The organism is Actinomadura geliboluensis, from assembly GCF_043197915.1.
Lineage (GTDB): Bacteria > Actinomycetota > Actinomycetes > Streptosporangiales > Streptosporangiaceae > Spirillospora > Spirillospora geliboluensis.
Genome location: NZ_JBICUA010000006.1, coordinates 12,930 through 38,826, shown reverse-complemented (window position 1 = coordinate 38,826; position 25,897 = coordinate 12,930). Strand labels below are relative to the sequence as shown.

Below are 25,897 nucleotides of genomic sequence, written 5' to 3'. Positions count from 1 at the left end.
CGTGCGTGCGAAAGGGGGCAGCGTCAGCCTAACCCGCACGCACGGGCCGATATCACCCTTGCGCGGGCGGGCCGGCGGGGCCCGTTCAGTCGGTCAGCAGGGTGTCGCGCCATTCGGGGTCGGCGGTGAGGACGGTCAGCCGCTGCGTGGCGCGGGACACCGCGACGTACAGGACGCGCAGCCCGCGCGGCGACTGGGCGGCGACGGTCTCCGGCGCCACGATGACGGCGGCGTCGAACTCCAGCCCCTTGGCCTCCAGGACGTCGAGCACCTGCACGCGCTCGGGGAGGCCGTCGCCGAGCCGCTCCCGGTCGGCCTCCGTCCACGCCACCGCTCCGCCGGTGGGGGCGGGTTCGGCCGGGGCGTCGAACAGGGACGCCTGGGCGGGCTCCGGGGCTGCGGCGCGGTCGGTCTCTCCCGCGGGCATCGGGACGATCAGGCCGATCGTGCCCTCGACCTGGCCGAGGAGTTCCTCGGTGGCGGCGCGGGCGGCGGCGGGCAGGTCGGGCTCGGGCACGACCCGCACGACCGGGTCGATCCCGGACGTGCGGACGGCGCGGGCCGGACGGGCGTCGGGCAGCGCGCGCGCCAGCACCCGCGCGGACACCGCCGCGATCTCGGTGGAGTTGCGGTAGTTCGTCGTCAGCTCGTACTCGTGCCGCGTGCGCGGCGCGGCCTTGCGCGGGCGGCGGCGGCCCCGCGCGGGCTTCTCGCCGCCGAGCGCCGCCTCCATCGCGCCGCGGGCGGCGTCGAGGTCCTCCCAGGCGCTCTGGGCCGGGTCCTCCACGATCGTCCAGCTGGCCTGGCGGCCGCGCCGGCCGAGCATCCGCCACTGCATGGGCGAGAGGTCCTGCGCCTCGTCGACGACGATGTGCGCGTACTCGGGACGCTCCTCCACCACGCCGTCGTCGACGCGGCGGGACCGTTCGAGCCGTTCGATCGACGTGGTCAGCTCCTGCATCTCCGGCTCCCACGTGTCGTCCGCGACCTCCTCACCGGTGAGGATGTTGACGCCGTCCACCACGAACGGGTCGTCGTCGGCCGCGGCCCTGCGGCGGCGGGACGGGCGGGGCGGCGAGCCGAGCAGCGCGTCGAGCTCGTCCAGCAGCGCGACGTCCTGGTAGCTGAGCGGGGCGTCGGCTCCGGCCCAGGACGCGGCGAGCGGCTCGACGTCGGCGCGGTCGAGGTCGCGGCCGGCGGCGCGGCGCAGCCGCTCGGGGTCGCCGAGGGAGCGCAGCACGTCCAGCGGGCGGCGGAGCGGCCACCAGGCGACGAGGAAGTCGGTGAACGAGCGCTGCTCGCGGACGCGGGCGTCGAACTGGGCGCGCTTGGGGTCGCCGTTCTGCCGGGCCCCGCCGTTCTGCCGGCCGCGGGCCGGCTCGTCGTCGAGGGAGGCGAGGCCGTCGGCGGCCAGGATCGCGTTCCACAGCCCGGTCTCGGCGTCCTCCTCGGCCGCGGCGGCCTCCGGCCCGCCGACGTCGGTGAAGCGGCGCCAGAGGGCGTCCAGGAGCGCCTCGGCGGCCCGGCCGCGCGCCGCGTTGACGCTGCCGCGGCTGCGCCGGTGGAGGTCGTTGCGGAGCCGGTCGAGCCGGGCCCGGTCGAGGGTGACGACGATGCCCTTGAACACGACGCGCAGCTCGTCCGGGGCGCCGGGGGCGTGGTCGGCGACGGCGCGGCGCAGCACGGCCGCCATCGCCTCGCCGCCCTTGACGCGGGCGAGGCGCGGCGGGTCGTGGACGGTCGCGGCGGCCCCGTCGACGAGGTCGCCGAGCGAGCGCAGGGTCGCCGAGCCCTCGCCGAGCGACGGCAGCACCCGCTCGATGTAGGCGGTGAAGCGGCGGTTCGGGCCGATCACCAGGACGCCGCGCGACCCGAACCGGCGCCGGTGCCGGAACAGCAGGTAGGCGACGCGGTGCAGGGCGACGGCCGTCTTGCCGGTGCCGGGGGCGCCGCGCACCAGCACGGTGCCGTCGGCGGGCGCGCGGATGACCTCGTCCTGCTCGCGCTGGATCGTCGCGACGATGTCGCGCATGGCGCCCTCGCGGGCGCGGGCGAGCGAGGCGAGGAACGCGCCGTCGCCGACGATGGTCATGCCGTCGGCCGCGTCCGGGTCGAGGAGGTCGTCCTCCAGGTCGACGACGGTGTGGCCGCGCGAGTGCAGGACGCGGCGGCGGACGACGCCGCGCGGGTCCTCGGGGGTGGCGCGGTAGAAGTCCTCGGCGGCGGGCGCCCGCCAGTCGATCACCAGGGAGTCGTGCTCGCCGGTGCGCACCCCGACGCGGCCGATGTAGCGGACCTCGCGGTCGCCCTGCTCGGCCGGGTGGAGGTCGAGCCGGCCGAACACCAGCCCGTCGTCGGCGATGTCGAGGGCCTGGGCGCGCAGCGACGCCTGGTGGACCATGGCGTCCCGGTCGACGAGCGAGCCCTTGGTGCCGGCCAGCGACTGGCGGTAGCCCTCGCGGATCATGGCCTGGGCGGCGGCGCGCATCTCCTCCAGCCGCGCGTAGGCGATGTCGACGTAGCGCTGCTCGGCGGCGATCTCTTGATCCTTGACCGTGCCGCCGGGACCGGTCGGCCGCCCGGTGACCTGGGACGACATGCAGGCTGCTCCTCGCACGTGTGTCGTGCCGGGGACGTCCCCCGGCCCGCCTAAGGGGCGAAGGAGACAGCTTATGCGGTCGGCCTTCGGTTCAGTGCGGAGCGGCCGTCCGGGCGCGGGCGAGGCGGCGCGCGGCGCGGCCCGGCGCGACCAGGGCCGCGCGGCCCTGACCTGGCCGTACGTGCAGGTCGCCGGGCGGGCGCGCGAACGAGCGGTCCAGCGCGTCGAGGACGTGGCGCGGCGCCGTCTCGCCGTCCTGCCGGACGCACCGGAACACCACGCCCTGCCCGCCGTACTCGCGGTACAGCGTCTCGGTGTAGGCGGCGACCGCCCCGGACGCGGCGGCCGTCGCGCCCGCCGCCGGGGGCGGCGCGCAGAGGACCAGCTCGCCGGAGCCGCGCTCCAGCATTCCCGGCAGCGTGGCCCGCGCGATGTGCACCGCGCCGAGCACATCGGTGCGGAGAACGTGTTCTACCTCAGTGAGGGGCTGGATCAGCGGGGGTGCGGCGGGCGCGATCGCGGCGGCGTGCACGACGCGGTGCACGGGGCCGATCACCGCGAGCAGGTCGGCGACGGCATCGGAGTCGCCGACGTCGCAGGCCCGCACGTGCATGTTGGGGGAGCGCAGCGCCGTCTTCGCCAGGCCCACCTCGTCGACGTCGACCGCGACGACGTCCCAGGCCGCCGCCGCGAGCCGCCGCGCGGCCAGCGCGCCGAGGCCGTGGGCCGCGCCGGTGACCAGTGCCGTCCGCCTCACGGGCGCACCTCCTCGGCGCCCTCGAACACCATTTGCAGGTGGCCGACGCTGCTGGTGCTCAGCGCGCGCGCCCGGTCCAGCCCGAGCCCGCGCAGTTCCTCCGCCACCGGGTGGTCGCCCAGGACGACCTTGGCCCCGCCCGGACGGGTCCGGACGTCGGACGGCGTGAGCGTCCATGGTGTGCGGCGCGTGACCCCGTCCAGGCACGAGTAGGCGTCGACCTTGGGCGCGGCGGTGCTCCCCGGCATCGGCACGCCGGGCTTCACGGCCAGTTCGATCGCCGTGCGCCCGCCGAACCGCACCGCGCACCGCTTGACGCGCGCGGACAGGTCCATGGGCATGTCGGCGATCTCCTTGGGGAAGCCCCAGATCGTCCGTCCGGCCTCCAGGGTGAACTCCTGGTTGACCGGCAGCCAGTGGATGAACGCGCCGATGCCGCGCAGCCCGCCGAGGAGCCCGGACGCCGGCGCGCCGGGCGGCCGCACCAGGAACGCGACGGCGAACTCGTGGTAGGGCCCGAGGTCGCCGTCGGCGTACCGGACGAACGCCAGCGAGCAGATCGCCCGGCCGGGCAGCGGCTCGGCCACGGTCAGCCCGGAGTAGGCGATGACGGCCTGGGCGGCGCGGGCGGGCACGGCGAACATCGCCGACGCCACCGCGGCGTCGCGGATCCGCACCGGGAGGGTGACCCGCTCGCCCTGGATGGCATGCGCTTGCACGGTGCTTGTCACACCGCTTAGTAGAACAGGTTCTCGTTTTGCTGCCAAGGACCGGCCGGGGCCTCAACCCCGCTCGACGGCCGTCCGGATGCGGTCGAGCGTGGCGCGCATGCCCGCGCGGTTCACGGCGGCGCGCCGCTCCGCCGGGACGCCGGTGAAGACCTTGCCGAGCAGCGAGACGAACGCCGCGCCCCGGCCGTCGCGGCGCAGATCCTCCCAGTACTCGGTGAGCCGCGTCCGGGGCTCCGCCGCGCCGTCCGAGACGTCCTCGAAGCGGTACCCCCACAGCGCGACCGGCATGCCGAAGCTCGACACCCGGAACGCGAACGCCTCGCCCGGCACCGCCGCCGTCACCTGGCATGTGGTGAACCACACACGCCACCCGATCCGGTTGAACCCGACGAACCGCGTGCCGGGCGCGATCGACCGTCCGCGCACCCAGACCGCGAACACCTCGGGGCTCCAGTCGCCCATCCGGCGCAGGTCGGCGACGGCCGCGTACACGTCCCGGGTCCCGGCCGCGACGGCCGTGCTCTCCTCGACCACCCACTCGCGTTCCATGGCGGAATCCTCCCACCTCATGACCATTCGGTCATAGGGGTGCGGTCACAGCGACGGTCACAGCAGGTGGGCGTATTCGGCCCGCCAGGCCGCGTACCAGCTCTTGAACCAGGGCTCGGCCGCGGCCAGCGGGACGATGTAGGTGATCGTCTCGGCGTAGTAGCGGCGCTGGAAGTCGGGCGGCATCCGGTCGAGGGTCTGGACGTTGCTGGCCCGGTCGGCGAGCTTCACCCGGACGGCCTCGGGCGGGGCGTCGCCGAGGCGGCGCAGGTAGGCGGCCTTGGCGGCGCGCTTGGCCTGCCGCCCGGCCCCGCCCGCCGGGGGCTTGGTGACCCAGTCGACCAGCTCGGTGACCTCCGGGCCGAACTCGTCCTCCACGTCCCGCAGCGTCGCCGGGGTGTCCTCGACGACGTCGTGCAGCACCGCCGCCGACAGTACGGACGGCGTGGTCACCCCGGCCCCGCGCACGAGCACTTCGAGGGCCTCCAGCAGATGCTCGACATAGGGTGCGCCCGTGGGGCGCTTCTGGTCGCCGTGCCAGCGCTCCGCGGCGGACACCGCCCTTCCCAGGGCGTCCACGTCGATCGGGGCGCCGGACGCCTCGATGTCCGCACGGGCCGTGTCCCAGGTGTGCCAGCGAGTGAAGACCTCCATGGTTCAACTCCGTTCTGTCGCGCCGGACGCCCCGCACACGGCATGGTGGGTGTCGTCCCAAGACACAGTAATCAGCAGGCACGGTAATCAGCGGGCACGGTGAACGGCGGGCACGGTGCAGTCGGCGGAGGGAGGCGGCGCGGTCGTGGTCGGGAGCCGGCAGCGGCCTGGTGGCCGACCGGAGACCGTGGGCAGGGTCCGCGTCGCGCTCGGCCTGGTCTCCGCCGCGGTCTCCGTCGTGCTGTGCGTCGTGCTGGTCGAGAAGTACGTGCTGCGCGCCGAGTGGTGGCAGGTGCGGCACACGGTGACCGGCGAGCCCGTCACGCCGCAGCGCGAGGTCGGGCCGCCGCCGGGGCCGCTCGCGGTGAGCTGGGAGCGGACGACCCCGACGCACCACGGCTCCGTCGCGGGCTACGACGGCGTCTCCTACCAGGTCGCGCTCGGCCAGGTCGTGACCGCGTCCGGGAACGGGATCGAGGTGCGGGACGCGCGGACCGGCGCCGACCGCTGGAGCTACCGCCGGTCCGGCTGGACGATGCTCGGCTGGACCGCCACCCGGTCCCGGCTGGTCGCCTACTTCGAGCGCAACGGCGAGCGCGCCGACCGGGTGCTGGTGGCGTTCGACGCGCTGTCGGGCGGGCTGCTGTGGCGGCGGGAGGGCGAGCGCCCCGCCGCGGTGTCGCGGTCGACGCTGCGCTGGCCCGCCGGCTCGGACATCGTGCTGACCACCGACGACGCGGACCGGACGCTGTTCGGCGTGTCGGCGGTGACCGGGAAGCGGGTGTGGCGGCTGGCGCTGCCGCGCGGCTGCCGGCTGTTCGAGGGCGGCGCGCACCCCGCCGACGGCCGGGAGGTCCTCGCCGCGTTCGGCCTGGACTGCCGGGAGGACGGGCGGCGGCGCAGCCGGCTGCTCGCGGTCGATCCGGCGAAGGGCACCGTCGCCTGGGACGAGCGGCTCGGCTCCAAGGAGTCGCCCGAGGTCTCGATGCTGGACGGCGTCACGCTCGTCTCGGACGGCACGGCGCTGCGCGCGTTCGACGACGAGGGCGACCAGTTCGGGATGTGGGAGGGCGACGGGGTCTGCGGCGACCTGATGTGCCCGGGGGTGCTGGTGCCGGGGCGGCTCCTGGTCGTCTACCACCCGGAGGGGTCCCGGTCCGGCGCGACCCGGATGGAGGCGGTGGACGTGCCGTCCGGACGGATCGCCTGGGGCCGCGACGTCCCCGCGTACGTGGCGCTGGCGCAGGCCGGCGGGCAGGTCTTCGCGCTGCGCCCGCGCCTGTCGGAGGGGCTGCTTCCCGCCGGGGTCGACATCGTCGAGCCGTCCGGCGGCGCCACGATCACCGCCCCGGCGCCGTTCTCGATGGACCCGGACCTGCCCGGCGCGCGGCCCTGGATGGCGGCGGCGGGCGGGCTGCTGTACGCGGCCGTCCCGCAGGCGGCGCCGCGCCCGGACGGCGCGGCGCGGCTGGTCGCGCTGCGCGGCGGGCTCACCGGCACCGGCCCGGCCGAGCTCGGCGGCGTGCCCGCGGCGGACTGGCCGGACGCGTGCTCGCTGCTCACCGGGCCCGACCTGGCGGCGGCCCGGATGACCGGCTACGCGGCCGAGCCGCACCGCGCGTCCGCCGGGGGCGTCCGGCTGCCGCGCCCGGTGTCGTGCAGCTACGAGCGGCGCGGGGACCGCGGCGGGCGCGACGAGCCCGAGTCGAAGGACGGTCCGGAGGGCGAGAAGAGCGCGTCGCCGGAGGCGGAGCCGAAGCCGAAACCGAAGCCGACGTCGAGCCCGAGCGCGTCGGGGTCGGCCAAGCCGAAGCCGTCCGCGAGCGCGAGCGCGGACGCCGAACCGCCCGTGCGGGGCCTCACGGTGAGCGTCCGCTGGGTGGGCGAGACCGACGAGGCCGCCGCGCGGATGCTGGACGCCCTGCAGGCCGCGCAGTCGCAGGCCAGGAAGCGCCGCGACATCGGCGGGGACGAGGCGTACGAGATCGGCCCGACCGCCGGGATGATCGCGCTGCGCGTCGGCCGGTACGTCGTGGTGGTGGAGGCGAACCGGCCGCCGGGGGCGGCGGCGCGCATCGCCCGGTCGGTCGCGTACCGGCTGCACCACCCGGCCTGAAGCCGGGCCGGCGTCGGGCCGGGTCAGTACTCGGGGACGGGCTCCGGCTCGGCGGCGACGTCGGCCGACCGGTCGGCCCACGCCTCCAGCTGCGCGACGAACCGCGCGGCGTGGACGGGCCAGTGGAACCGGGCGCGGGCCGCCTCGTAGCCGCGCCGGCCCTGCTCCGCCCGCCGCTCGGGGTCGTCCCGCAGCCGCAGGACGGCCTTCGCGGCGGCCTGCGGGTCGCCGAACGGGACGACGGTCCCGCAGTCGGCGGGCTCGACGATGTCGACCGCGGGCGGGTTCGGCGTGGTGACGACCGGGATGCCGCGGGCCATGTACTCGACGACCTTCGTCGGCATCGAGTGCCGGTAGTTCGGCTCGTCGTGCAGCAGCGCGAGCCCGGCCATCGCGCCCTCGGCGATGCGCAGCGCCCGGTCGTTCGGGACGAACCCGTACCAGCGGACGACGCCCTCGCGCTGCGCCGCCCGCAGCGCGTCCCGGACGTCGGCGTCGGCGGCGCCGATCAGCTCGACCAGGATGCCCTCGGCGGCCAGCGGCCGGGCCATCTCGATCATGTCGAGGGCGCCGCGCGCCCGGGACAGCTGCCCGACGTAGACGGCGCGGCGGCCGTCCGGCGGGCCGGGCGGCCGCTCGGCGACGTAGGTGGTGTTGGGCACGACCGGGTGGTCCCCGCGGAACCGGTCCCGGTAGCCCTCCTCGGCGAGCAGCAGCCGGTGCCGACGCTCGCTGCGCCGCTCCAGGTGGTGGACGGCCGGGCGCAGCACCGGCCGCGCCGGGCCGGGCAGCCAGCCCTTGGCCGACAGCGCGGCGGCGGTGTCCTCGTGGACGTCCCAGACGACCGTCCGCTGCCGGACCTCGCGGGGCAGCCCCACCAGCAGTTCGGGGTCGTGCAGCAGGACGAGGTCGGCGTACGCGGCGTGCTCGGTGAGCGCCCGGTGGGCGGCGCGCAGCGCCCGGAGGCGGCGCCGCCCCGTGGCGCGGGGGATGTCCACCGGGCTGAGCTCCCGCCACGGGGTCGCATTACATGCCCGAAATGGAGCGATATATGTGACCTCATGGCCGGCATCGAGCAGCGCGCGGATCTGCCGGTGCAGAATGCGTGCGTCCTCGGGATGGTGCACCACCGTGCAAACGCAGACCCGCATCACACTCACTCCGTAAGGCGCCGAAATCGATCGTCTTAGGACGAGTCTCGGCCGCCGATGGAAATTGCCGATGAATTCCGCCCGTCCGCGACATGTCCGGTGACCGGCGACTCGTCCCTGTGTGGTCGTGCCTGGCCGGGTGCTGCGGGCTAGAGCAGCTCCACGGACTCCCGGCGGGCGTCGCGCGTCCGGCCGCGGGTGTCGAACAGCAGCCGCGCGTGCCGGGTCAGCGTCCCGGCGTCGTAGGCGGCGTGGGCGGCCAGCACGATCGTCAGATCGGCCTCGCGCAGCGCGGCGGCGAGGTCGCCGCCCGCGTGCCGGACCTGCTCGCCGTCCACCTCCCAGGACTCCACGAACGGGTCGTGGAAGCTCAGGTCCGCGCCGAGCCGGGCCAGCCGCCGCGCCACCGGGCGGGCCGGCGACTCGCGCTGGTCGGCGATGTCGGCCTTGTAGGTGACGCCGAGCAGCAGGACCTTCGCGCCCTTGAGCGCGCGGCCCTCCCGGTTGAGCAGCTGCTGCGCGCGCTCGGCGACGTACCGCGGCATGCGGTCGTTGATCTCCTGGGCCAGCTCCACGAACCGGAACGGGTAGCCCAGCGACCTGACCTTGTACGACAGGTAGTTCGGGTCGATCGGGATGCAGTGCCCGCCGACGCCCGGCCCCGGCCGGAACGCCTGGAACCCGAACGGCTTGGTGGCGGCGCAGTCGATGGCGTCCCACAGGTCGATGCCGAGCTCGTTGCAGAACACCGCCATCTCGTTGACGAGCGCGATGTTGACGTGCCGGTAGGTGTTCTCCAGCAGCTTCGCCATCTCCGCCTCGCGGGTGCCCTTGGCCTCCACGACGCGGTCGACGAACTTGCCGTAGAACGCCGACGCCGCCGACGCGCACGCCGGGGTCAGCCCGCCGACGATCTTCGGGGTGTTGCGCACCCCGTAGACGGGGTTGCCCGGGTCGATCCGCTCCGGCGAGAACGCCAGGTGGAACTCCTCCCCGGCGACCAGGCCGGAGGTCTCCAGGATCGGCCGGACGACCTCCTCGGTGGTGCCCGGGTAGGTGGTCGACTCCAGCACCACCAGCGTCCCCGGGACCAGGTGCCGCGCGACCGTCTCGGCGGCGCCGCGCACCGCGGTCAGGTCCGGGCCGCCCTCCGGGGACAGCGGCGTCGGCACGCAGATGACCACGGTGCGGGCGTCGTCCAGGACGTCCTCGTCCAGGCTCGGGGCGAACCCGGCCTCCAGCATGTCCCCGATCTCGGCGGGCGAGACGTCGTCGATGTGCGACAGCCCGGCCTTGAGCCCGGCCACCACCCGCGCGTCCCGGTCCAGCCCGCCGACCCGCAGGCCGGCCCGGCACGCCTCGCGCACCAGCGGCAGGCCCACGTAGCCGAGTCCGATGACCACAAGATCCATGCGCCCGGCTCCCTTCGGTCTATGTCCGTCGGTAGGCCGCCCGGTATCCCGCGGTCACGGCGCGCCAGGTGCGCTCCGCCGCGACCCATTCCCGGGCCGACCGCCCGATTTTTCGTCTCAGTTCGGGAGCGTAAGCCAGGTCTTCCAGACAATTCGCCCATGCTTCCGGGTCTTCCGGAACTGTTAACGTCCCCGTCACGCCCGGTTCCACGATTTCGCGAAGAGCCTTGACATCACTGGCTATTACAGGGATTCCTCCTGCCATCGCCTCGATCGGCTTCAGGGGCGTCACCAATTGGCACACCCGGTCCGCCCGGCGCGGAACCGCGAACACATCGAGGACGGCGTGGTATCGGCGAACGGACTCCATCGGCACGCGGCCGGTGAACACGGCGTGCACGCCGTGCCCGGCGGCGCGCCGCTCCAGCGCGCCGCGCTCCGGGCCGTCCCCGACCAGCAGCAGCGTGACGGGCGCCCCGCGGTCGCGCAGCAGCGCGGCGGCGTCGATGAGCGTGTCGATGCCCTCGTAGCCGTAGAACGAGGACGTGAGGCCGACGACCGTGGCGCCGTCCGGGATGCCGAGGCGCGCGCGCAGGTCGCCGGGGTCGGGAAGCGGCTCCAGGAACGCCTCGTCCACCCCGTTCGGCACCGTGAAGATCTTCTCCTCGGGGACGCCCCGGGAGGCGATCTCCGCCCGCATCGCCTCGCCGAGCGTCACGACCGCGTCCGCCTCGGCCATCCGGCGCGTCTCCAGCTCGCGCGTCAGCCGGTAGAAGTCGTCGGTCTCGCGGTGCGCGGGGTCGCGGGAGAGCCAGGAGTCCTCCAGGAAGCCGCGCACCTCGTAGACGACCGGGATCCCGTGCCGGCGCCCCAGCTCCAGCGCGACGGCCGCGTTGAGGTGGTTGCTGACCGCGTGCAGGACGGCCGGGCGCAGCTCCTCGACCAGCCGTCCGGCCAGGTCGGCGCTCGTCGCGACGGCGTCCCGCGGGTCCGCCGGCGGGAGCCAGGGCAGCAGCCGGTGGTAGGGGACGCCGTCGACGTCCACCCGCGCCCGCGCGTCGCCGACGCCCTGGTTGAGCGGGTAGCCGAGCCTGGTGACCACATGGGTGTCGAGGCCCGCCTCACGCTGGGCGAGCGCGATCCGGTGCGTCCGCACGGTGTAGCCGGCGTTCGTGCAGGGCAGCGCGTTCGTGACGAACTGGAGCACGCCGTCGCCGGGCCGGGGCTCGCCCCGCACCGGGCGCACCGGCTGCGCCAGCAGGGCGCGCAGGTCCGCGGTCTCGCGCCGGACGTCCCGGGGCTTCGGCACGGCCAGCGGGGAGCCCCGGAGCCGCGCGCCGAGCGGGGTCCGCGCGGCGAGCCGGACGGCCAGCCGCGGCGCCCGCGCGGGATCGTCCCGCAGCTGCCTCCAGGCCAGCCCGGCCAGGTAGACGGATTTCTTCACCACAGCTTCTTCACCACGGGTTTCTTCACCACGAGGCCGGACGTTAGGCGGCTCCGATGAACAGAAGGGAAATTGTGTTGGCACCCATCGTGCACGTCCTCGGGGCGCGGCCCAACTTCGTCAAGGCGGCCCCGGTGATCTCCGCGCTGCGCGCCGCCGGTGCCGAGCAGGCGGTCGTCCACACCGGGCAGCACTACGACGCGCGGATGTCGGAGATCTTCTTCGACGAACTGGGGCTTCCGGAGCCGGACGTGAACCTCGGCGTCGGCTCCGGCGGGCACGCCGAGCAGACCGCCGCCCTCATGATCGGCCTGGAGGGGGAGTTCACGAGCCGTTCACCCGCGCTGGTCATCGTGTACGGCGACGTGAACTCCACCATCGCCGCCGCCCTCGTCGCGGCCAAGCTGCACATCCCGGTCGCCCACGTGGAGGCCGGGCTGCGCAGCTTCGACATGACCATGCCGGAGGAGGTCAACCGGCGGATCACCGACCAGCTCTCCGCGCTGTGCCTGGTCACGAGCCCGGAGGGGATCGGGCACCTGGCCGCCGAGGGCGTCCCGGTGTCCCGCACGCACCTGGTCGGCAACCCGATGATCGACACGCTGCTCGGGAACCTGGACTCCTTCGACACCGGCCGGGTGCGCGCCGAGCACGGCCTCCCGGACCGGTACGTCCTCGCGACCATGCACCGGCCCGCGAACGTGGACGCGCCGGAGACGGCCGCCGCGCTCGTCCGGCACCTGCACGGCGTCGCCGACCTCGCCGACCTGGTCATCCCCGTGCACCCGCGCGGCCGGGCGAATCTGCTCGCCGCCGGGCTGGACGACCACGCAGGCGTGCACCTCCTGGAGCCGCTCGGGTACATCGACTTCATCGCGGCGGTCCGGGGCGCCGCGGCGGTCGTCACGGACTCGGGCGGCCTCCAGGAGGAGACGACGATCCTCGGGGTGCCGTGCCTGACCGTCCGGCCGAACACCGAGCGGCCCATCACCATCACGCACGGCACGAACCGCCTCGTCACCTTCGAGGAACTGGTGCCCGCCGCGCGCAAGGCGCTGGAGTCGGGACCGCCGAAGCGCGACCGGACCCCGCCCCTGTGGGACGGCAAGGCCGGTCCCCGCATCGCCGAAGTGATCATGGAGTATCTGGGTGAGTGACGCCAAGGACGCGAAGGCGTACCAGCAGCTCGGGCGGCTGAAGTCGACGCTGCGCGAGCGCGAGGCGCGGGTCGCGGAGCTGGAGCGGCGGATCGCCGCGCTGGAGGCGTCCACCGCCGTCCAGTTCGGGCGGCTCGTCGCCGGCGCCGCGCGCAACCCCAAGCGCGGCAAGCGGCTGCCGAAGGAGCTGTACCGGCTGTGGCGCAAGCGGAACGCGCCCGTGGCGGCGGGATCCGGGCCGGGCCGCGGCGGCGTCCAGCCCGACCGCGTCGACCGGCCCGAGGACCGCCTCCTCGTCGCCAACCCCTGCGACGGGCTGATCGTCGCGGGCGTGCTGAGCCCCGCCACGGCGGCGCTGCTCGCCGAGCACGCCAAGGTCATTCCGCTCTACCCGCACGACGCGGCGATCGCGCTCGGCTCCGCCGACGCGGACCTGCTCGTCGTGGACGCGGAGGCCGGCGAACCCGGCGGCCCCTGGGCGTACCTGGGCGTGCCCGGCATGTACGACCGGGACCTCGCGCTGCACGAGATCCGCGAGATCGCCGCCGCCCGCGGGCTCCCGCGCGTCCTGTGGGGGGCGGCGCCGCCCGCGACCCTCGCGGCGCTGCCCTGGGACGCGACCGCCACCGCCCCCGGCCGGCTCGCCGAGATCGCCGAGGACGCCGGCACCGCCCCGGCACCGGCCCGTTGAAAGGAACCACCGTGCGACCACGTGCCCTCGTCTACGGCGATGTCGACCTGAACATCATCGACGGATCGGCGATCTGGGCCCAGGGCATCGTCCAGGCACTCGCCCGCGCCGGCTGCGAGGTGACCCTGGTCCTCAAGGCGCCCGTGCGCACCGGGCGGCTCGTCGACCCGCTGCGCGGCCTGCCCGGCGTCACCGTCCGCAGCCCGCACGCAGAGGGGCTCGCCGACGCGCCGATGGCGCCGGGGCGGGCGGCGGAGGTCCTCGCCCGGGTCGACGAGGAGGCCCCGCACGACCTGGTCGTGGTCCGGGGCCGCCGGCTCGCCGGCACGCTCGCCGCCGGCCCGCTGGCCGGACGCCTCTGGACGTACCTCACCGACGTCCCGCAGTCGGCGGGCGAGTTCGACGCCGCCGCGAAGGCCGGCCTGCGCCGCATCGCGGACGCCTCCCGCGTCCTGCTCTGCCAGACCGAGGAGCTGCGCGGCTTCCTGGAGAGCGCCGTCCCCGCGACGGCGGGCAAGAGCGTCCTGTTCCCGCCGGTCGTCGTCCTGCCGGACGGCCTGGAGACCCGCGCCCCCGGCGCCCCCGAGGGGCCGCTCCGGCTCGTCTACACGGGCAAGTTCGCGCCGCGCTGGAACACCTACGAGATGACGTCGCTGCCGCGCCTGCTCGCCATGCGCGGCGTGCACGCCGAACTCCACATGGTCGGCGACAAGGTCCACGACGACCCCGCCGACCCCGGCTTCGCGCCCCGGATGCGGACCGCGCTGGAGACCGGCGAGGGCGTCGTCTGGCACGGCGGCCACCCCCGCGCCGAGGCGATGCGCCTCACCGCGGGCTGCGACGTCGGGCTGTCCTGGCGCGACGCGTCCATGGACGCGAGCCTGGAACTGTCCACGAAGGTGCTGGAATGCGGCACGCTCGGGGTGCCGGTCGTCCTGAACCGGACGCCCATGCACGAGCGGCTCCTCGGCACCGACTACCCGCTGTTCGCCGCCACCGAGGACGACGTCCTGGACGCCCTCACCCTCATCGGCAAGAACCCGGACGTCTACACCCTCGCCGCCGACCGCTGCCGCGCGGCCGCCGCCGGGTTCACCCTCGACGCCGCCGCCGAACGGCTGCGCGGCCACCTCGCGCAGGCGTTCCCGGAGCCGTCCGAGAGCGTCCTGGCGGTGAAGGAGCGCCCGCTGCGGGTGGGCGTGGCGGGCCACGACCTGAAGTTCTTCACCCGCCTGCTCGACTACCTGCGCTCCCGCTCCGACATGGAGGTCCGCGTCGACCACTGGGCGGCGCTCAAGGCGCACGACGAGAAGCGCAGCCAGGACCTCGTCGACTGGGCCGACGTCATCGTCTGCGAATGGTGCGGCCCCAACGCGCTGTGGTTCGCGGGCCGCAAGCGCCCCGACCAGCGCCTGGTCGTCCGCCTGCACCGCTTCGAGCTGTACGCGGCCTGGCCGAAGCAGCTCGACATCGACGCGGTCGACCAGGTCGTCTGCGTCAGCCCCCACTACAGCGACCTCACCCGCGAGATGACCGGCTGGCCGGCCGCGAAGGTCGTCACGGTCCCGAACTGGGTGGACGACGCCCAGCTCGACCGCGCCAAGCTCCCCGGCGCCGAGCACCACCTCGGGATGATCGGCATCGCCCCGTCCCGCAAGCGCCTGGACCTGGCGCTGGACGTCCTCGAAGAGCTCCGCCGCGACGACCCGCGCTTCACCCTCTTCGTCAAGTCCAAGCTCCCCTGGGAGTACTGGTGGATCTGGCAGAAGGAGGAGGAGCGGGACCACTACGAGAGGGCGTTCCGGCGGATCCGCCGGTCGCGGCTGCTCTCCGGCGGCGTCGTGTTCGACAGCTACGGCCGCGATGTGGCGTCCTGGCTGCGCCGCATCGGCTTCGTCCTGTCGACCAGCGACGACGAGAGCTTCCACCTGGCCCCGGCCGAGGGCATGGCGTCCGGTGCCGTCCCGGCGCTGCTGAACTGGCCCGGCGCCGACACGATCTACGACGCCCGCTGGATCCACGAGAGCCCGTCGGCGATGGCGGCGTCCATCGCGACGACCGTTTCCCTCGGCCGCTGGCGGCAGGACGCCGAGCTGGCGAGGGAGCAGGTCAAGGCCGCCTACGCCCTGCCCGAAGTCTGCCGCCAGTGGACGGACCTCCTGGCAGGGAGGCCAACGCCCTCCGGGAGGTGAGCTGCGCGCACCGGCACGGACGGCCGGCGCCCTCAGACGGACGTGCGGATCATCATGCCGTCCTTCACCCGCACCGCCATCGCCGGAGAATGGCAGCGATCGACCTTGGTGTCGTCGTAGGGTCGTGCCCTGCTCCGGTGTGAGCGCCGAGGACCGGACCGCAGCGACGAGGAGGACGACATGCCGGAATACGTCAGCGTCGGGGTCAAGGACGCGCAGAACCTGCCGCCGGGCAAGTGGGTCACGGTCAGGTGGGACTACGAGTACTCCGACTCGGGCCACCACCACCGCAACGAGGGCGGCCCGTCCGTGGTCGAGGGCCCGGCGCGGTACACGCTCAACGCCAACGTGCGGATCGAGGACGTCCCGCCGGGCACCCGGGTGCAGGCGCGCGCCGTCGAGCGCGCCGACTCGGACGGGAACGAGGAGAACGGGCCGATCGCCGAGTACGTCGCCGCCGACGGGAGCACCTACATCAACTACTCGCTGCCGGCGGACGCGGTGAGCTCGGGCCGGCGGGTCCGGTTCCAGGTCGTCCAGCACGGCACCGGCACCGGGCGGCTCGTCGGCGGGAACGCGAAGGCGCTCGCCTGGCGCGACTGAACGCCGCCCCGCGGACCCTCAGGAGGTGCCGCCCGCGGACGTCCCGCGCGGCGGCACCCCCCGGTCGCGGACTGCGCCGAGCATGGGGCCCGCCACCGGAGAGCCGCCCCTTTCGTGATGGCGGAATGGTATCGCCGGAGTCACTTTTTCGTCGCGCTCCGTGCCCCCAACGGTCGCGACCGCCGCGAAATGCCGGTCAGCTTCCAGAGTGAGGTATTTTGCAGCGACCTGTCATTTATCGGGATCTTGACCATTAAGATCTTGGTCCGAGGCCCGGGGCCGGTGCGGCCCCGATGGCGGCGCGGCGGGTCGTTCGAAATCCAGCGGAAGGGGGCGGGACCATGGCGCATGCGGAGATCTCCGAGGTATGGCCCCGGGACGGCCGTATCGTGATCAAAGGCGAGGTCGTGTCCTCACCCGTGCCTGAGGGCGCGCGGTGGCGGCTGCGGCTCACGTCCCGGACGCGCAAGAACACCGCACGCCCCTCGCTGGGCCGGCGGGTGCTGAACAGGGCCCGCGCCATCGCGGGCGGGGCGCCGTCCCCCGCGGTGCTCACGATCCCGGCGGCGACCGACGGCAGCGGCTTCGAGGTGGAGATCCCCTTGGAGATGTTCGCGCCGCGCGACGCGCCGCCGAAGGAGCTGTGGGACCTGTACCTCGTCACGGTGGCCGACGAGCGGGACGTCACGCTCCGGCTGGGCCGCCACCTCGACGACATGCCCGGCAAGAAGCAGATCGTCACCTTCCCGCAGCAGACGGTCGAAGGTTCCGCGAAGGTCGCCGTCCGTCCCTACTACACCGACGGCGACCACCTGTCCATCCGGTGCGCACGCCGCGACCAGAACCAGCGGTGAGGGACCCCTTGCATATCACCTACCTGCTCTACAACGCCCACGGTGTCGGCGGGACCGTCCGCACGATCTTCACCCAGGCCAACACGATGGTGGAGCGCGGCCATGAGGTCGACCTCGTCACCATGTGGCGTTCGAGCGACGACCTCCCGTTCCACCTCGATCCCCGGGTGCGGCTGAAGCCCCTCGTGGACGGGCGTCCCGGCGTCGACCACACGCCGCAGGACCCGGCCGCCGAGGACACCTCCTGGCACTCGCTGTTCCCGGAGAAGATGGCGGCGACGGCCGAGAGCCGCGCCCGCGTGAACGCCCTCATCGAGTACCTGCGGGGCCTCGACGACGGCATCCTCGTCTGCACCCGCCCGACGATCACGCTGATCGCGAAGCACTTCAGCGACCCCGGGCTGGTCCGGGTCGTGCAGGAGCACGCGCACCTGTCCTGGCACAACAAGGAGTGGCGGGCCGCGATCGACTCCGCCTACCCCGACTTCGACGCCCTGGTCACCCTCACCGAGGCCGACCACGCCTCGTACTCGGAGGCGTTCCCGGGGATGGGCCGCATCGCGCGGATCCCGAACCCGCTGCACTCGCTGGACGTCCCGCAGTCCGACCTGAGCCGGAAGGTCGTGGTCTCGGCCGGCCGGCTGGACCGCGCCAAGGGCTTCGACCAGATGATCCGCGCGTTCGCGACCGTCGTCGAGCGGCACCCCGACTGGACGCTGCGGATCTTCGGCGGCGGCGCCGAGGAGGAGCGCCTCCGGAAGATGGTCCTCGACCTGCACCTCTACAACCACGTGTTCCTCATGGGCCCGACCAGCCGGCTGGACGAGGAGCTCGCGAAGGCGTCGATCTTCGCGATGAGCTCGCGGTCGGAGGGCTTCGGGATGGTGCTGCTGGAGGCGCTGAACTGCGGCCTGCCCGCGGTGAGCTTCGACTGCCCGGTGGGGCCGCGGGAGATCCTGACGCACGGACAGGACGGCCTGCTGGTGCCGACCGGCGACACCGACGCGCTGGCGGCGGAGCTGAGCCGCGTGATCGCGGACGCGGACCTGCGGAGCGACCTCGCCGCCGGGGCCCGCAAGACGGCCGCGCGGTACGGCCCCGACGTGATCGGCGACATGTGGGAGCGGCTCTTCGCCGATCTCACCGCCGCCAAGGGCTGACGCGGCGTCCGGACGGGCGCCCCTGCGCGCGCCCGTCCTTCATCAGGTGATTTACCCGGACTCCACTTGGGGGTCCGGGTCGGTGGCATAACGTGGTGCCGCAAGGCGATCCTGGCGGGGAGACGATGGGACAGCGTCCGAAATTGCCCGTGCTTTTGCGAGCCGCCGGACGGTCGTTGCTCGTCCACGGGCTCTTCCTGGTCGTGCTGGCCGGTGCGTTCGCGGTCCGCTGGGTCGCGATGAAGGGGTACCCGTCCCCCCTGTGGTTCGGTGACTCGGCGACCTATCTGCAGGGCGCACTCGACCTGGAGCCCTCGGTCCTCCGGCCGAGCGGGTACTCGCTCTTCCTCTGGGCGCTCGGCCCGTTCCACAGCTTCACGGTCCTGCTGTGGACGCAGCACCTGCTCGGCCTCCTCACAGGCGTGCTGGTCTACGTCCTGGTGTGGCGGGCCGTCCGCACGGGAGCGCGGCGCTGGTGGTGGCCGGCGAGTCTCGTCGGCGCGGCGGTGAGCGTGCCCGTCCTGTACGACGCCTACCAGATCGAGCTGGAACACCTGCTGATGGCGGACGGGCTGTTCACGGTCGTCCTGTTCGCCGCCGTCGCCGTCGTGCTGTGGCGGGAGCGGATGAGCTGGTGGACCGGGGCGCTGGCGGGCCTCCTGGTCGCCTGCGGCGCGCTCGTCCGCTCCGTTGGGCTGCCGATGCTGCTGGTCGTGGTGTTCTGCATGCTGGTGCGGCGGGCCGGCTGGCGCGCCGTCACGGCGGCGGTGGCGGCGGCCGTGATCCCCGTCGTGGCCTACATGTCGTGGTTCCACGCCGCCCATGGCCAGTTCGCCATGACGAACACGAGCAACGTCTGGCTGTACGGCCGCACGGTCGACTTCGCCGACTGCACCGTCATGAAGCCGGACCCGGAGGTCGCCGCGTTCTGCCGCGACCACCTGCCGGAGCACCGGGGCGCGGCCCCGGCCTTCAGGGCGCTGTGGGGGAACGACTCGCCCTTCCGCCAGTTCCCCGACGGGATCCGCGACCCCCGAGCCAACGAGCTGGCGGGCGAGTTCGCCAAGGAGGCCATCCGCGAGCAGCCCGGCGCCTACCTCGACACCGTCCTGCGGGACACGCTCCGCGCGTTCGAGTGGAAGCGGCACCCCTACCCGACGCGCATCACGGCCGACGAGTACGAGTTCCCGGTGGGCGCGGTCCTCCGGGACTGGGACGCCATGGTCGCCTACCCCTACGGCGGCGACACCGCGCAGCCGCGCGTGGTGGACCCCTACGCCGAGTGGATGCGCGACTACCAGGACCGCTTCTACGTCCGCGGCCCCATGCTCGGCGCGATGATGCTGATCGGGCTGATCGGGCTGCTGCTGCGGATCCGGCGGCTCGGCGGCGCCGTCCTGCTGCCCTGGGGCACGGGGCTCGCGCTGCTGGTGGTCCCGGCGGCGACGGCCGACTTCGACTACCGGTACGTGCTGCCCGCGATGCCCTTCGCCGCGCTCGCCGCCGGCCTCGCGTTCGCCCGCCGTCCGCCCGCCCCCGCCCCCGTCACGGCCCCGGAGGACGAGGACAAGGCCGAGGACGCGGGTCCGGACGCGGCGAAGGACGCGGCGAAGGACGACGGGTCCGGGGCCGAGCCGAGCGACGGGGAAAAGGAAACGTCCCCCGGGAAGAGCTCCCAGGGGACGTCCTTGGATCCGGCGCCGTCCGGTCAGGCCTGCTGACCGGCGCTCACCTGAGCCCGCTCGGGAAATCGGGCCTCCTGCTCGGCGATGACGGCCTGCACATCGGCGAGCTTGCGGCCGTAGTCCCGGCTGGACAGCCAGAACTTGTAGATGATCACGAACTCGAAGAAGAGCATGCCGGCCGCGCTGACCGCCACCACGGGGATCACCGCGCCGGAGACGACCGCCGCGATGAGCGGCGCGACGATGAAGACGCCCATCTGGAACTCGATGCCGCTGATCAGGTGCGGCCGGATGCGCCCGCGCATCAGCACGTTGCGGATCCGGGCGTACCACGGGAACCGCTGGTTGAACCCCTGCTGCAGCGCGATGTTCGGGTTCTCCGCGACGACCTGGTCCTCCAGGTCGGCCTCGGAGGGCTCCAGGTCGGCCTGCGCCGAGCGGAGCCGGTCGTCGGCCGCGGCCGCCGCGGACGGCCCGCCCTCCGCCCGGGCGGCCTCGTCCAGCAGCTCCTGCGCCCTCTCCTGCGCGGTGCGCAGCGTCGCCCGCATCTGGTTGCGCACCTTGTAGATCTCAAGGGCGTCCATGTAGCGGAGCATGTCGAGGAAGACGACGGCGAGGCCGGTCCAGATGTAGGCGGTGTTCCCGGTGTTGTGGTACTGGCCCGCCATCAGCGTGATGGCGCACGCGAGGACGCGGACGCGGTCGAAGATGTAGTCGAGCCAGGCGCCGAAGACCGAGCCGGTGCCCTTGAGACGGGCGATCTTGCCGTCCATGCAGTCGAGCGTGAACGACAGGTGGTAGAGCAGGGCGCCGACGACGAGCCAGAGCGGGGTGGCAACGGCGAAACAGGCGCCGGCGGCCAGGCCGAGGATCAGAGCTCCGACGGTGAGCTGGTTGGGGGTGATGCGTGTCCGGTTGGCCGTGAACTTGACCAGCCGGGAGGCGAGGGGGTCGACCAGCAGGACCGTCCACCATGCGTCACGCGCTTTGTACGTCCGTTGCCGGACGTCGTCGAGCGTGAAGTCCGCCATTGAAGAGCCGTCCTTTCGTGATGGGAGATCCGGGCCCCGGCCGCGGGGTGGCAGACGCGGAACCGGCCGCTGACAAGGGACGATGACGCGCCCGGGCCCGCTCCCGAAGGGAGAATCTACTCCCCCCGGGAGCGGGCCCGGCGCGTCGTTGCCGACTTGTCACCGATGATCGTCAACCCAGCAGCCGGTCCGCGATCCGCGCGGCCGCCTGACCGACGTCCATCGCACAGTAGCGGTTCTGGAACGCCGTGTAGGCGCGAAGGTGGGTCGACGCGACGCCGTCGAGGTCGCGGAGCGCGTCGGCGACCTCGTCGACCTCGCGCAGCAGCGGGCCCGGCGCCTCCGCGGTGAGGTCGAAGTAGGTGCCCCGCAGCTCCTCCTGGTAGAACTCCAGGTCCGGGGTGAAGAACAGGACGGGCCGGCCGGTCGCGGCGAAGTCGAACATCACCGAGGAGTAGTCGGTGATCACCACGTCGGCGATCAGGTACAGCTCGGTGATGTCGGGGTGGCGGGTCACGTCGATGACGTCGCCGCCGATGCCGGCCGTCCGGTCGGCGACCATGTGGTGCTGGCGCACCAGGATCGTGTACTCGTCGCCGACCGCCGCGGTGAGGCGCGCGGTGTCCAGCACCAGCTCGGCCTGCCGCCCGCGGGTGAGCCAGATGTCCTCCCGCCAGGTCGGGACGTAGAGCGCGACCCGGCGCCCGTGCGGGACGCCGAGCTGCTCCCGCACCCGCCGCGCCCGCTCCTCCCGGTCGGGGGCGAACAGCAGGTCGTTGCGCGGGTAGCCGACCTCCAGGACGTCGCCCTCGTACCGGAACGCCTGCCGGAGCATGCCGGTGACGTGCGCGGACGGCGAGATGAGGTGGTCCCAGAGGGGGACGTCCTCCTCGTAGCGGCTGAGCTTGGTGGTGTTGCTCGCGATGCGGCCGTTCTTCACCAGGTCGTAGCCGATGTGCTTGTACGGCGTCCCGTGCCAGGTCTGGAGGTAGACCTGCCCGGGCCGCTTGGCGTAGCCCTGCATCTGCAGGCAGTTGTTCACGACGATGCGCGCCGCCGCGGACAGCTCGTAGTACTCGCGGGTGCCGCGCAGCACCGTCCGGGCGCCCTCGGGCACGTCGAACTGCCCCTCGGCGGTGAACCAGACGTACTCCAGCCCCGGCTCGCGCCGCTGCATCTCCTCGAAGACGGCCCGCGGGTTGCAGGAGTACTGGCGGCCGAAGTAGCTCTCGAACACCACCAGGTCGCGCAGCGGCGCGGTGTTGGCGGAGGAGTAGTAGTGCCGCTGCAGCCTGCGCTGCGCGTAGGGGCCGCGCTCGTCGTCGCTCAGCGCCGTCCGGATCCAGAGGTGGAGCAGGTCGCCGCGGTGGGACTGGAGCGACAGCTCGTGCACGCCCACGAACCGCGGCTCGGGCAGCGCCTTGCGCGTCGCCCGGTCGATGCCCATGTTGATCTCGCCGTGCTCGCCGGGGACGTACAGGTCCCACCGGCCGGTCGGCAGCGGGAACCCGCTCTCGCGCCGGGCGTTGAGCAGCGCGGTGAACGCCGGCCCGTCCCAGCTGAGCGGCACCTCGTGGACGTCGGACGTGCGGCGGCGGCGCATGATCAGCCGGTCCGGGCGGGTGCTCTCGTCGGCGCTGGTGCCGGTCACCCGGATCGTGGTGCCGTCCAGCCACTCCACCCGGGTGATCGTGGGCCGGGGGGCGCGCTCGACCAGCGTGAGGTTGCCGTAGTTGGTGGCGATGACGTCGTACTCGCGGCCGGCCACGTCGGCGCGCAGGTCGAGCAGGTCGGCCTCGACGGCCAGCCGCAGCCTGTCCTCGCCCTTGGCGGTGAGGGAGAAGTCCCACTCGATGCTGTCGGTGACGGCCGTGCCGCCGGCGGCCGCGCCCCCGGCGCCCAGCCCCTCGGCGAGGTCCCTGAGGTCGGCGACGGTGGTGAAGCCGAGGTGCCCGGCGGGAGCGTCCTTCGTCACGGTCATCGGCCACGACACGGTCGTGGTGCCCTGCCGGTACGCCGCGGTGATCTCGCCCTTGCGCACGTAGGCGGCGTCGGCCTGCCGGACCCGGCCGGACAGCAGCAGCCGCTCCCCGTCCACCTTGACGTCGGTCACCAGGGCGCGGACCGGCTGCACGCCGACGATCAGTTCCTTGGCCTGGGTGTACTTGGGCTTGATCAGCATCCCGGGTGCGACCTCGCGGTCCGGCGGCCACAGCCCCGCGCCGCGCGGCGTGGTGAGCCTGCCCCGGCGCTTGATGCCGTGGGTGGTCACCGTGACGAAGATGTGCCAGGTGCCCTCGTTGGACCCGAGCTGGGCGGGGTCGATCTCGACGGCGAAGCCGGACCAGTCGTGGCAGGCGGTGGCCTGGCCGCTCTGCGCGGTGACGTCGGGCCGCCGGATCCGCTCCGGCTTGGGCCGCAGGATCTTCGGGACGAGCACCATCCGCCGCTTGCGGAACTCCAGCTCGATCGTGCTGTCGTCGGGGCCGGGGGCGTCCATCCGGTCGATGTAGGCGTGCCCTTCGATCCGCAGCTTGCCGTTATGCCACATGATCTCGTCGACGCCGGTCTGGAGCTTGAGCTCGTCGGACAGTGCGTAGAGGTGGTCGGGGAAGCGCGGGTCGCCGAGGTAGGGGTAGTCGCCGTACCAGGTGTCGCCGCCGCCCTCGCGCTGGATGGCGCTGTGCCGCATCGGGTTGCTCTTGGCGAACGAGACGATGTCGATCAGCTCGTCCATCAGCCGCTCGCGGACGGCGTGGAACTTCAGCCGGTCGATGGCGGCGAGGTCGTTGAGGAGCTTCGGGTCGATCTCGTCGAGGAACTCGTTGACGAGCGCGAGGAACGACTCGCGGTAGGCGTCGTCGCCCTGGTCGACGACGTTGACGTAGATCCGGATGTCGTCGGCGAGCGCCGACCGGTCGTAGGCGTCCTTCAGGTCCGGCGCGTTCTTGGCCAGGAAGCTGGAGGCGGCGCGCACCGAGCGGATCCGGTCGGCGAGGTTGCCCGGTTCGGTGCGCCGCTGCGTGATCGAGCGGGTGCCGGTCTCGCGGATGCGCCAGTGGTAGACGACCTCGCGCAGCACGTCCACCTTCGAGGCGAGGACGTGCGCCGGGATCGTCACCGGGATGTCCTCGTACAGCCCGGCGGGGAACTTGAAGTCGTGCTTGTCCCAGAAGGCGCGGCGGAAGACCTTGTTCCAGGCGGTCCGGTCGCACAGCAGCTCGGGGAAGTCCCGGACGTGCGTGCCCTTGCGGTCGATCGGGAAGATGTCGTCGTGCATGGCCGACCGCTGCAGGCCGTTGATGCCGATCCGCCGCACGGCGCCGCAGGCGATGTCGGAGCCGGTCTCCTCCAGCGAGCCGACCATCAGGTCGAAGGCGTACCGGGGGATGATGTCGTCGCTGTCGATGAACGCGAGGTATCGGCCCGAGGTGTGCGGCAGGCCCGCGTTGCGGGCGAGGCCGAGGCCCTGGTTCTCCTGGCGGACCAGCCGGAAGCGGGGGTCGCGGGTCTCGAACTCCTTGGCGATCGTCGCGCTCGCGTCGGTGGAGCCGTCATCGATCATGACGACCTCGAGGTCGCTCAGCGTCTGCTGGGCGACGGACTCCAGGCAGGCCTCCAGATAGGCCTCGACGTTGTAGAACGGGACGACGATGCTCAGCAGCGGTGACAACCGGTTCTCCCCAGGGGGACGAGCGCCAAATTGTGGCGGGATGGTGAAATCCGCTTCACTGCGGGATTAAGAGGCGGATAAGGCCGAGTTGATGATATCCGACATGGCACAACACGAGATTCGTCTCGGCGGGAGGCGCCGCCCGGCGGGCTAGCGGGCCTGCCCACCGGCCGCACGCTTGGCGCCCTTGCCGGCCGGGCCGCGCCCGGCGGGACGGCGCAGGGACGTGAATGCCCAGGTCATCTTGGGTTCGATGGCCCAGCTCATGCACCGCACCACCGGCGGGCTGCACAGCACGGTGCCGAGGACGGCGGACGCCCCGAGGAGAATGATCGTCCCCGGAACGGTGTGCATCCAGCTGAACTCCCACCAATCGAGGTAGTCCAGCAGCCGAATGATGAACCCGTGCAAAAGGTACGTGTAGAGCGTGGTGGCGCCGAGCGCGCTGAACCAGTGCCGCCCGCGCGGGACGACCGCGAGGAACGCCGCGACCAGCACCGTCGCGCAGCTGAACATCGCCAGCGTCATCACGGTGCCGGTGACGTTGTTGACGCCGAGGTCCTCGTAGGGGGTCTTCCAGAAGACCCAGTTCTCCGTCATGCGGTCCTTGGCGAAGTACGCCATGGCCAGCCCGCCGGCGAGCACCGCGGCGCCGATCGGCCGGGCGATCGGCTTCTTGAGCAGCTCGAAGTGCTCGGGCTTCAGCGTGAGGCCGAGCACGTACAGCGGGAGGAGCCCGAGCACCCGGTGGATGTTGAACGTCCCGCCGAGGTCGCTCATGTAGGACAGCAGCGCGAACAGCAGGGCGATCCCCAGCGGCCAGCGGATCTGCTGCCACACCGGGGTGGACAGCCGCCAGAGGAACAGCGCGCACATGAACCACATCAGCCAGTACGGCTTGAGCAGGCTGATCGTCAGCTCGCCGCCCTTGCCCAGCCAGGCGTAGAGCTCGTACGCGACCTCGAACACCACGTACGGCACGCCGACGTGGGTGATGAGCTTGCGCGCCTTGCCGGTGGAGAACGTCCAGTTCCGGGAGAGGTAGCCGGTGATCACGATGAACAGCGGCATGTGGAACATGTAGATGAACAGGTACAGCGCCTTGGCGATCGGCACGTCCGACCGGATGTTGGCGATGACGTGCCCCGCGACCACCAGCAGGATCGCGAAGTACTTGGCGTTGTCGAAGAAGGGGTCGCGCGGCTTGCGCGGGCGCGCGCCCTGCCCCGGTGAGGCCGCGCCCGCCGCACTGCTCGGCGGCGTGCCGGGGGCGGGCGGCGCGGTGCCCGGCGCGGGCGGCGCCATGGCCGCCGCGCCCGGCGCCCGGGGAGCGGGGGGCACCGCCGCGCCGAGGGGCGCCTGCGGTTCGTGGGCGGGGGGCGGCTCGGCTCCGGGAGGCGGCTCGGCTCCGGGAGGCCGGCTGGGGTAGGTCATGAGG

At 73.3% G+C, this 25,897-nt stretch carries 19 protein-coding genes; 8 read left to right on the top strand and 11 right to left on the bottom strand.

Going from position 1 to position 25,897, the window contains the following annotated elements:
* Positions 1-85 precede the first annotated feature (85 nt).
* The 5 genes from ACGFI1_RS20180 to ACGFI1_RS20160 all read right to left on the bottom strand — a co-directional run bounded on the left by ACGFI1_RS20180 (position 86) and on the right by ACGFI1_RS20160 (position 5,290).
* Positions 86-2,599 (bottom strand): HelD family protein, encoded by a 2,514-nt coding sequence (locus ACGFI1_RS20180; RefSeq protein WP_392787019.1) that lies wholly within the window; start codon positions 2,597-2,599, stop codon positions 86-88.
* Between the two features lie 91 nt (positions 2,600-2,690).
* On the bottom strand, positions 2,691-3,356 hold the full coding sequence (locus ACGFI1_RS20175) for an SDR family NAD(P)-dependent oxidoreductase (protein ID WP_392787016.1): 666 nt from the start codon (positions 3,354-3,356) through the stop codon (positions 2,691-2,693).
* Positions 3,353-4,087 carry an acetoacetate decarboxylase family protein gene (locus ACGFI1_RS20170; RefSeq protein WP_138638167.1) on the bottom strand — a complete coding sequence of 245 codons (735 nt, stop codon included), beginning with the start codon at positions 4,085-4,087 and terminating at the stop codon, positions 3,353-3,355. The genes ACGFI1_RS20175 and ACGFI1_RS20170 overlap by 4 nt, the downstream gene beginning before the upstream one ends.
* 51 nt (positions 4,088-4,138) lie before the next feature.
* Complete coding sequence (locus tag ACGFI1_RS20165; protein ID WP_364551892.1) at positions 4,139-4,636, bottom strand: SRPBCC family protein; 498 nt, start codon at positions 4,634-4,636, stop codon at positions 4,139-4,141.
* A 57-nt stretch (positions 4,637-4,693) separates the two neighbouring features.
* Complete coding sequence (locus ACGFI1_RS20160) at positions 4,694-5,290, bottom strand: HD domain-containing protein (RefSeq protein WP_392787012.1); 597 nt, start codon at positions 5,288-5,290, stop codon at positions 4,694-4,696.
* Positions 5,291-5,477: 187 nt separating this feature from the next.
* On the opposite strand from ACGFI1_RS20160, the gene ACGFI1_RS20155 reads away from it, so the two are divergent.
* Positions 5,478-7,406 carry an outer membrane protein assembly factor BamB family protein gene (locus ACGFI1_RS20155; RefSeq protein WP_392787010.1) on the top strand — a complete coding sequence of 643 codons (1,929 nt, stop codon included), beginning with the start codon at positions 5,478-5,480 and terminating at the stop codon, positions 7,404-7,406.
* 23 nt (positions 7,407-7,429) lie between these two features.
* Here the strand turns inward: ACGFI1_RS20155 and ACGFI1_RS20150 are convergent, their stop codons facing one another.
* From ACGFI1_RS20150 to ACGFI1_RS20140, 3 genes are all read right to left on the bottom strand, one after another.
* A complete protein-coding gene (locus ACGFI1_RS20150; RefSeq protein WP_387077228.1) occupies positions 7,430-8,557 on the bottom strand; it encodes a glycosyltransferase family 4 protein in 1,128 nt (375 codons plus the stop codon).
* Between the two features lie 149 nt (positions 8,558-8,706).
* Positions 8,707-9,969: a nucleotide sugar dehydrogenase gene (locus tag ACGFI1_RS20145; protein ID WP_392732517.1), complete on the bottom strand. Its 1,263-nt coding sequence runs from the start codon at positions 9,967-9,969 to the stop codon at positions 8,707-8,709.
* A gap of 19 nt (positions 9,970-9,988) precedes the next feature.
* On the bottom strand, positions 9,989-11,413 hold the full coding sequence (locus tag ACGFI1_RS20140; RefSeq protein WP_392787007.1) for a glycosyltransferase family 4 protein: 1,425 nt from the start codon (positions 11,411-11,413) through the stop codon (positions 9,989-9,991).
* A gap of 56 nt (positions 11,414-11,469) precedes the next feature.
* Between ACGFI1_RS20140 and wecB the strand changes: the two genes are divergently transcribed.
* From wecB to ACGFI1_RS20105, 7 genes are all read left to right on the top strand, one after another.
* Positions 11,470-12,570: a non-hydrolyzing UDP-N-acetylglucosamine 2-epimerase gene (gene wecB / locus ACGFI1_RS20135; RefSeq protein WP_392732516.1), complete on the top strand. Its 1,101-nt coding sequence runs from the start codon at positions 11,470-11,472 to the stop codon at positions 12,568-12,570.
* On the top strand, positions 12,563-13,261 hold the full coding sequence (locus ACGFI1_RS20130) for a hypothetical protein (protein ID WP_392787005.1): 699 nt from the start codon (positions 12,563-12,565) through the stop codon (positions 13,259-13,261). The genes wecB and ACGFI1_RS20130 overlap by 8 nt, the downstream gene beginning before the upstream one ends.
* Before the next feature lie 11 nt (positions 13,262-13,272).
* Entirely contained in the window at positions 13,273-15,453 is a 2,181-nt protein-coding gene (locus ACGFI1_RS20125; RefSeq protein ID WP_392787003.1) for a glycosyltransferase family 1 protein, read from the top strand.
* Positions 15,454-15,633: 180 nt separating this feature from the next.
* Positions 15,634-16,056 (top strand): hypothetical protein, encoded by a 423-nt coding sequence (locus tag ACGFI1_RS20120; protein ID WP_138638158.1) that lies wholly within the window; start codon positions 15,634-15,636, stop codon positions 16,054-16,056.
* Positions 16,057-16,397: 341 nt separating this feature from the next.
* Positions 16,398-16,910 (top strand): hypothetical protein, encoded by a 513-nt coding sequence (locus ACGFI1_RS20115; RefSeq protein WP_386873650.1) that lies wholly within the window; start codon positions 16,398-16,400, stop codon positions 16,908-16,910.
* 8 nt (positions 16,911-16,918) lie between these two features.
* Positions 16,919-18,070 (top strand): glycosyltransferase family 4 protein, encoded by a 1,152-nt coding sequence (locus ACGFI1_RS20110; protein WP_386873651.1) that lies wholly within the window; start codon positions 16,919-16,921, stop codon positions 18,068-18,070.
* A 149-nt stretch (positions 18,071-18,219) separates the two neighbouring features.
* Entirely contained in the window at positions 18,220-19,791 is a 1,572-nt protein-coding gene (locus ACGFI1_RS20105; RefSeq protein ID WP_392787521.1) for a hypothetical protein, read from the top strand.
* Here ACGFI1_RS20105 and ACGFI1_RS20100 read toward each other — a convergent pair.
* The 3 genes from ACGFI1_RS20100 to ACGFI1_RS20090 form a co-directional block, all read right to left on the bottom strand.
* A complete protein-coding gene (locus ACGFI1_RS20100; RefSeq protein ID WP_364551914.1) occupies positions 19,779-20,786 on the bottom strand; it encodes a CDP-alcohol phosphatidyltransferase family protein in 1,008 nt (335 codons plus the stop codon). The two genes, ACGFI1_RS20105 and ACGFI1_RS20100, sit on opposite strands and share 13 nt — an antisense overlap.
* Positions 20,787-20,958: 172 nt before the next feature.
* The gene (locus ACGFI1_RS20095; protein ID WP_392787000.1) at positions 20,959-24,459 is read right to left on the bottom strand and encodes a bifunctional glycosyltransferase/CDP-glycerol:glycerophosphate glycerophosphotransferase; all 3,501 of its coding nucleotides are present in this window, start codon (positions 24,457-24,459) and stop codon (positions 20,959-20,961) included.
* A 150-nt stretch (positions 24,460-24,609) separates the two neighbouring features.
* On the bottom strand, positions 24,610-25,893 hold the full coding sequence (locus ACGFI1_RS20090; protein ID WP_392786998.1) for an acyltransferase family protein: 1,284 nt from the start codon (positions 25,891-25,893) through the stop codon (positions 24,610-24,612).
* Positions 25,894-25,897 lie beyond the last annotated feature (4 nt).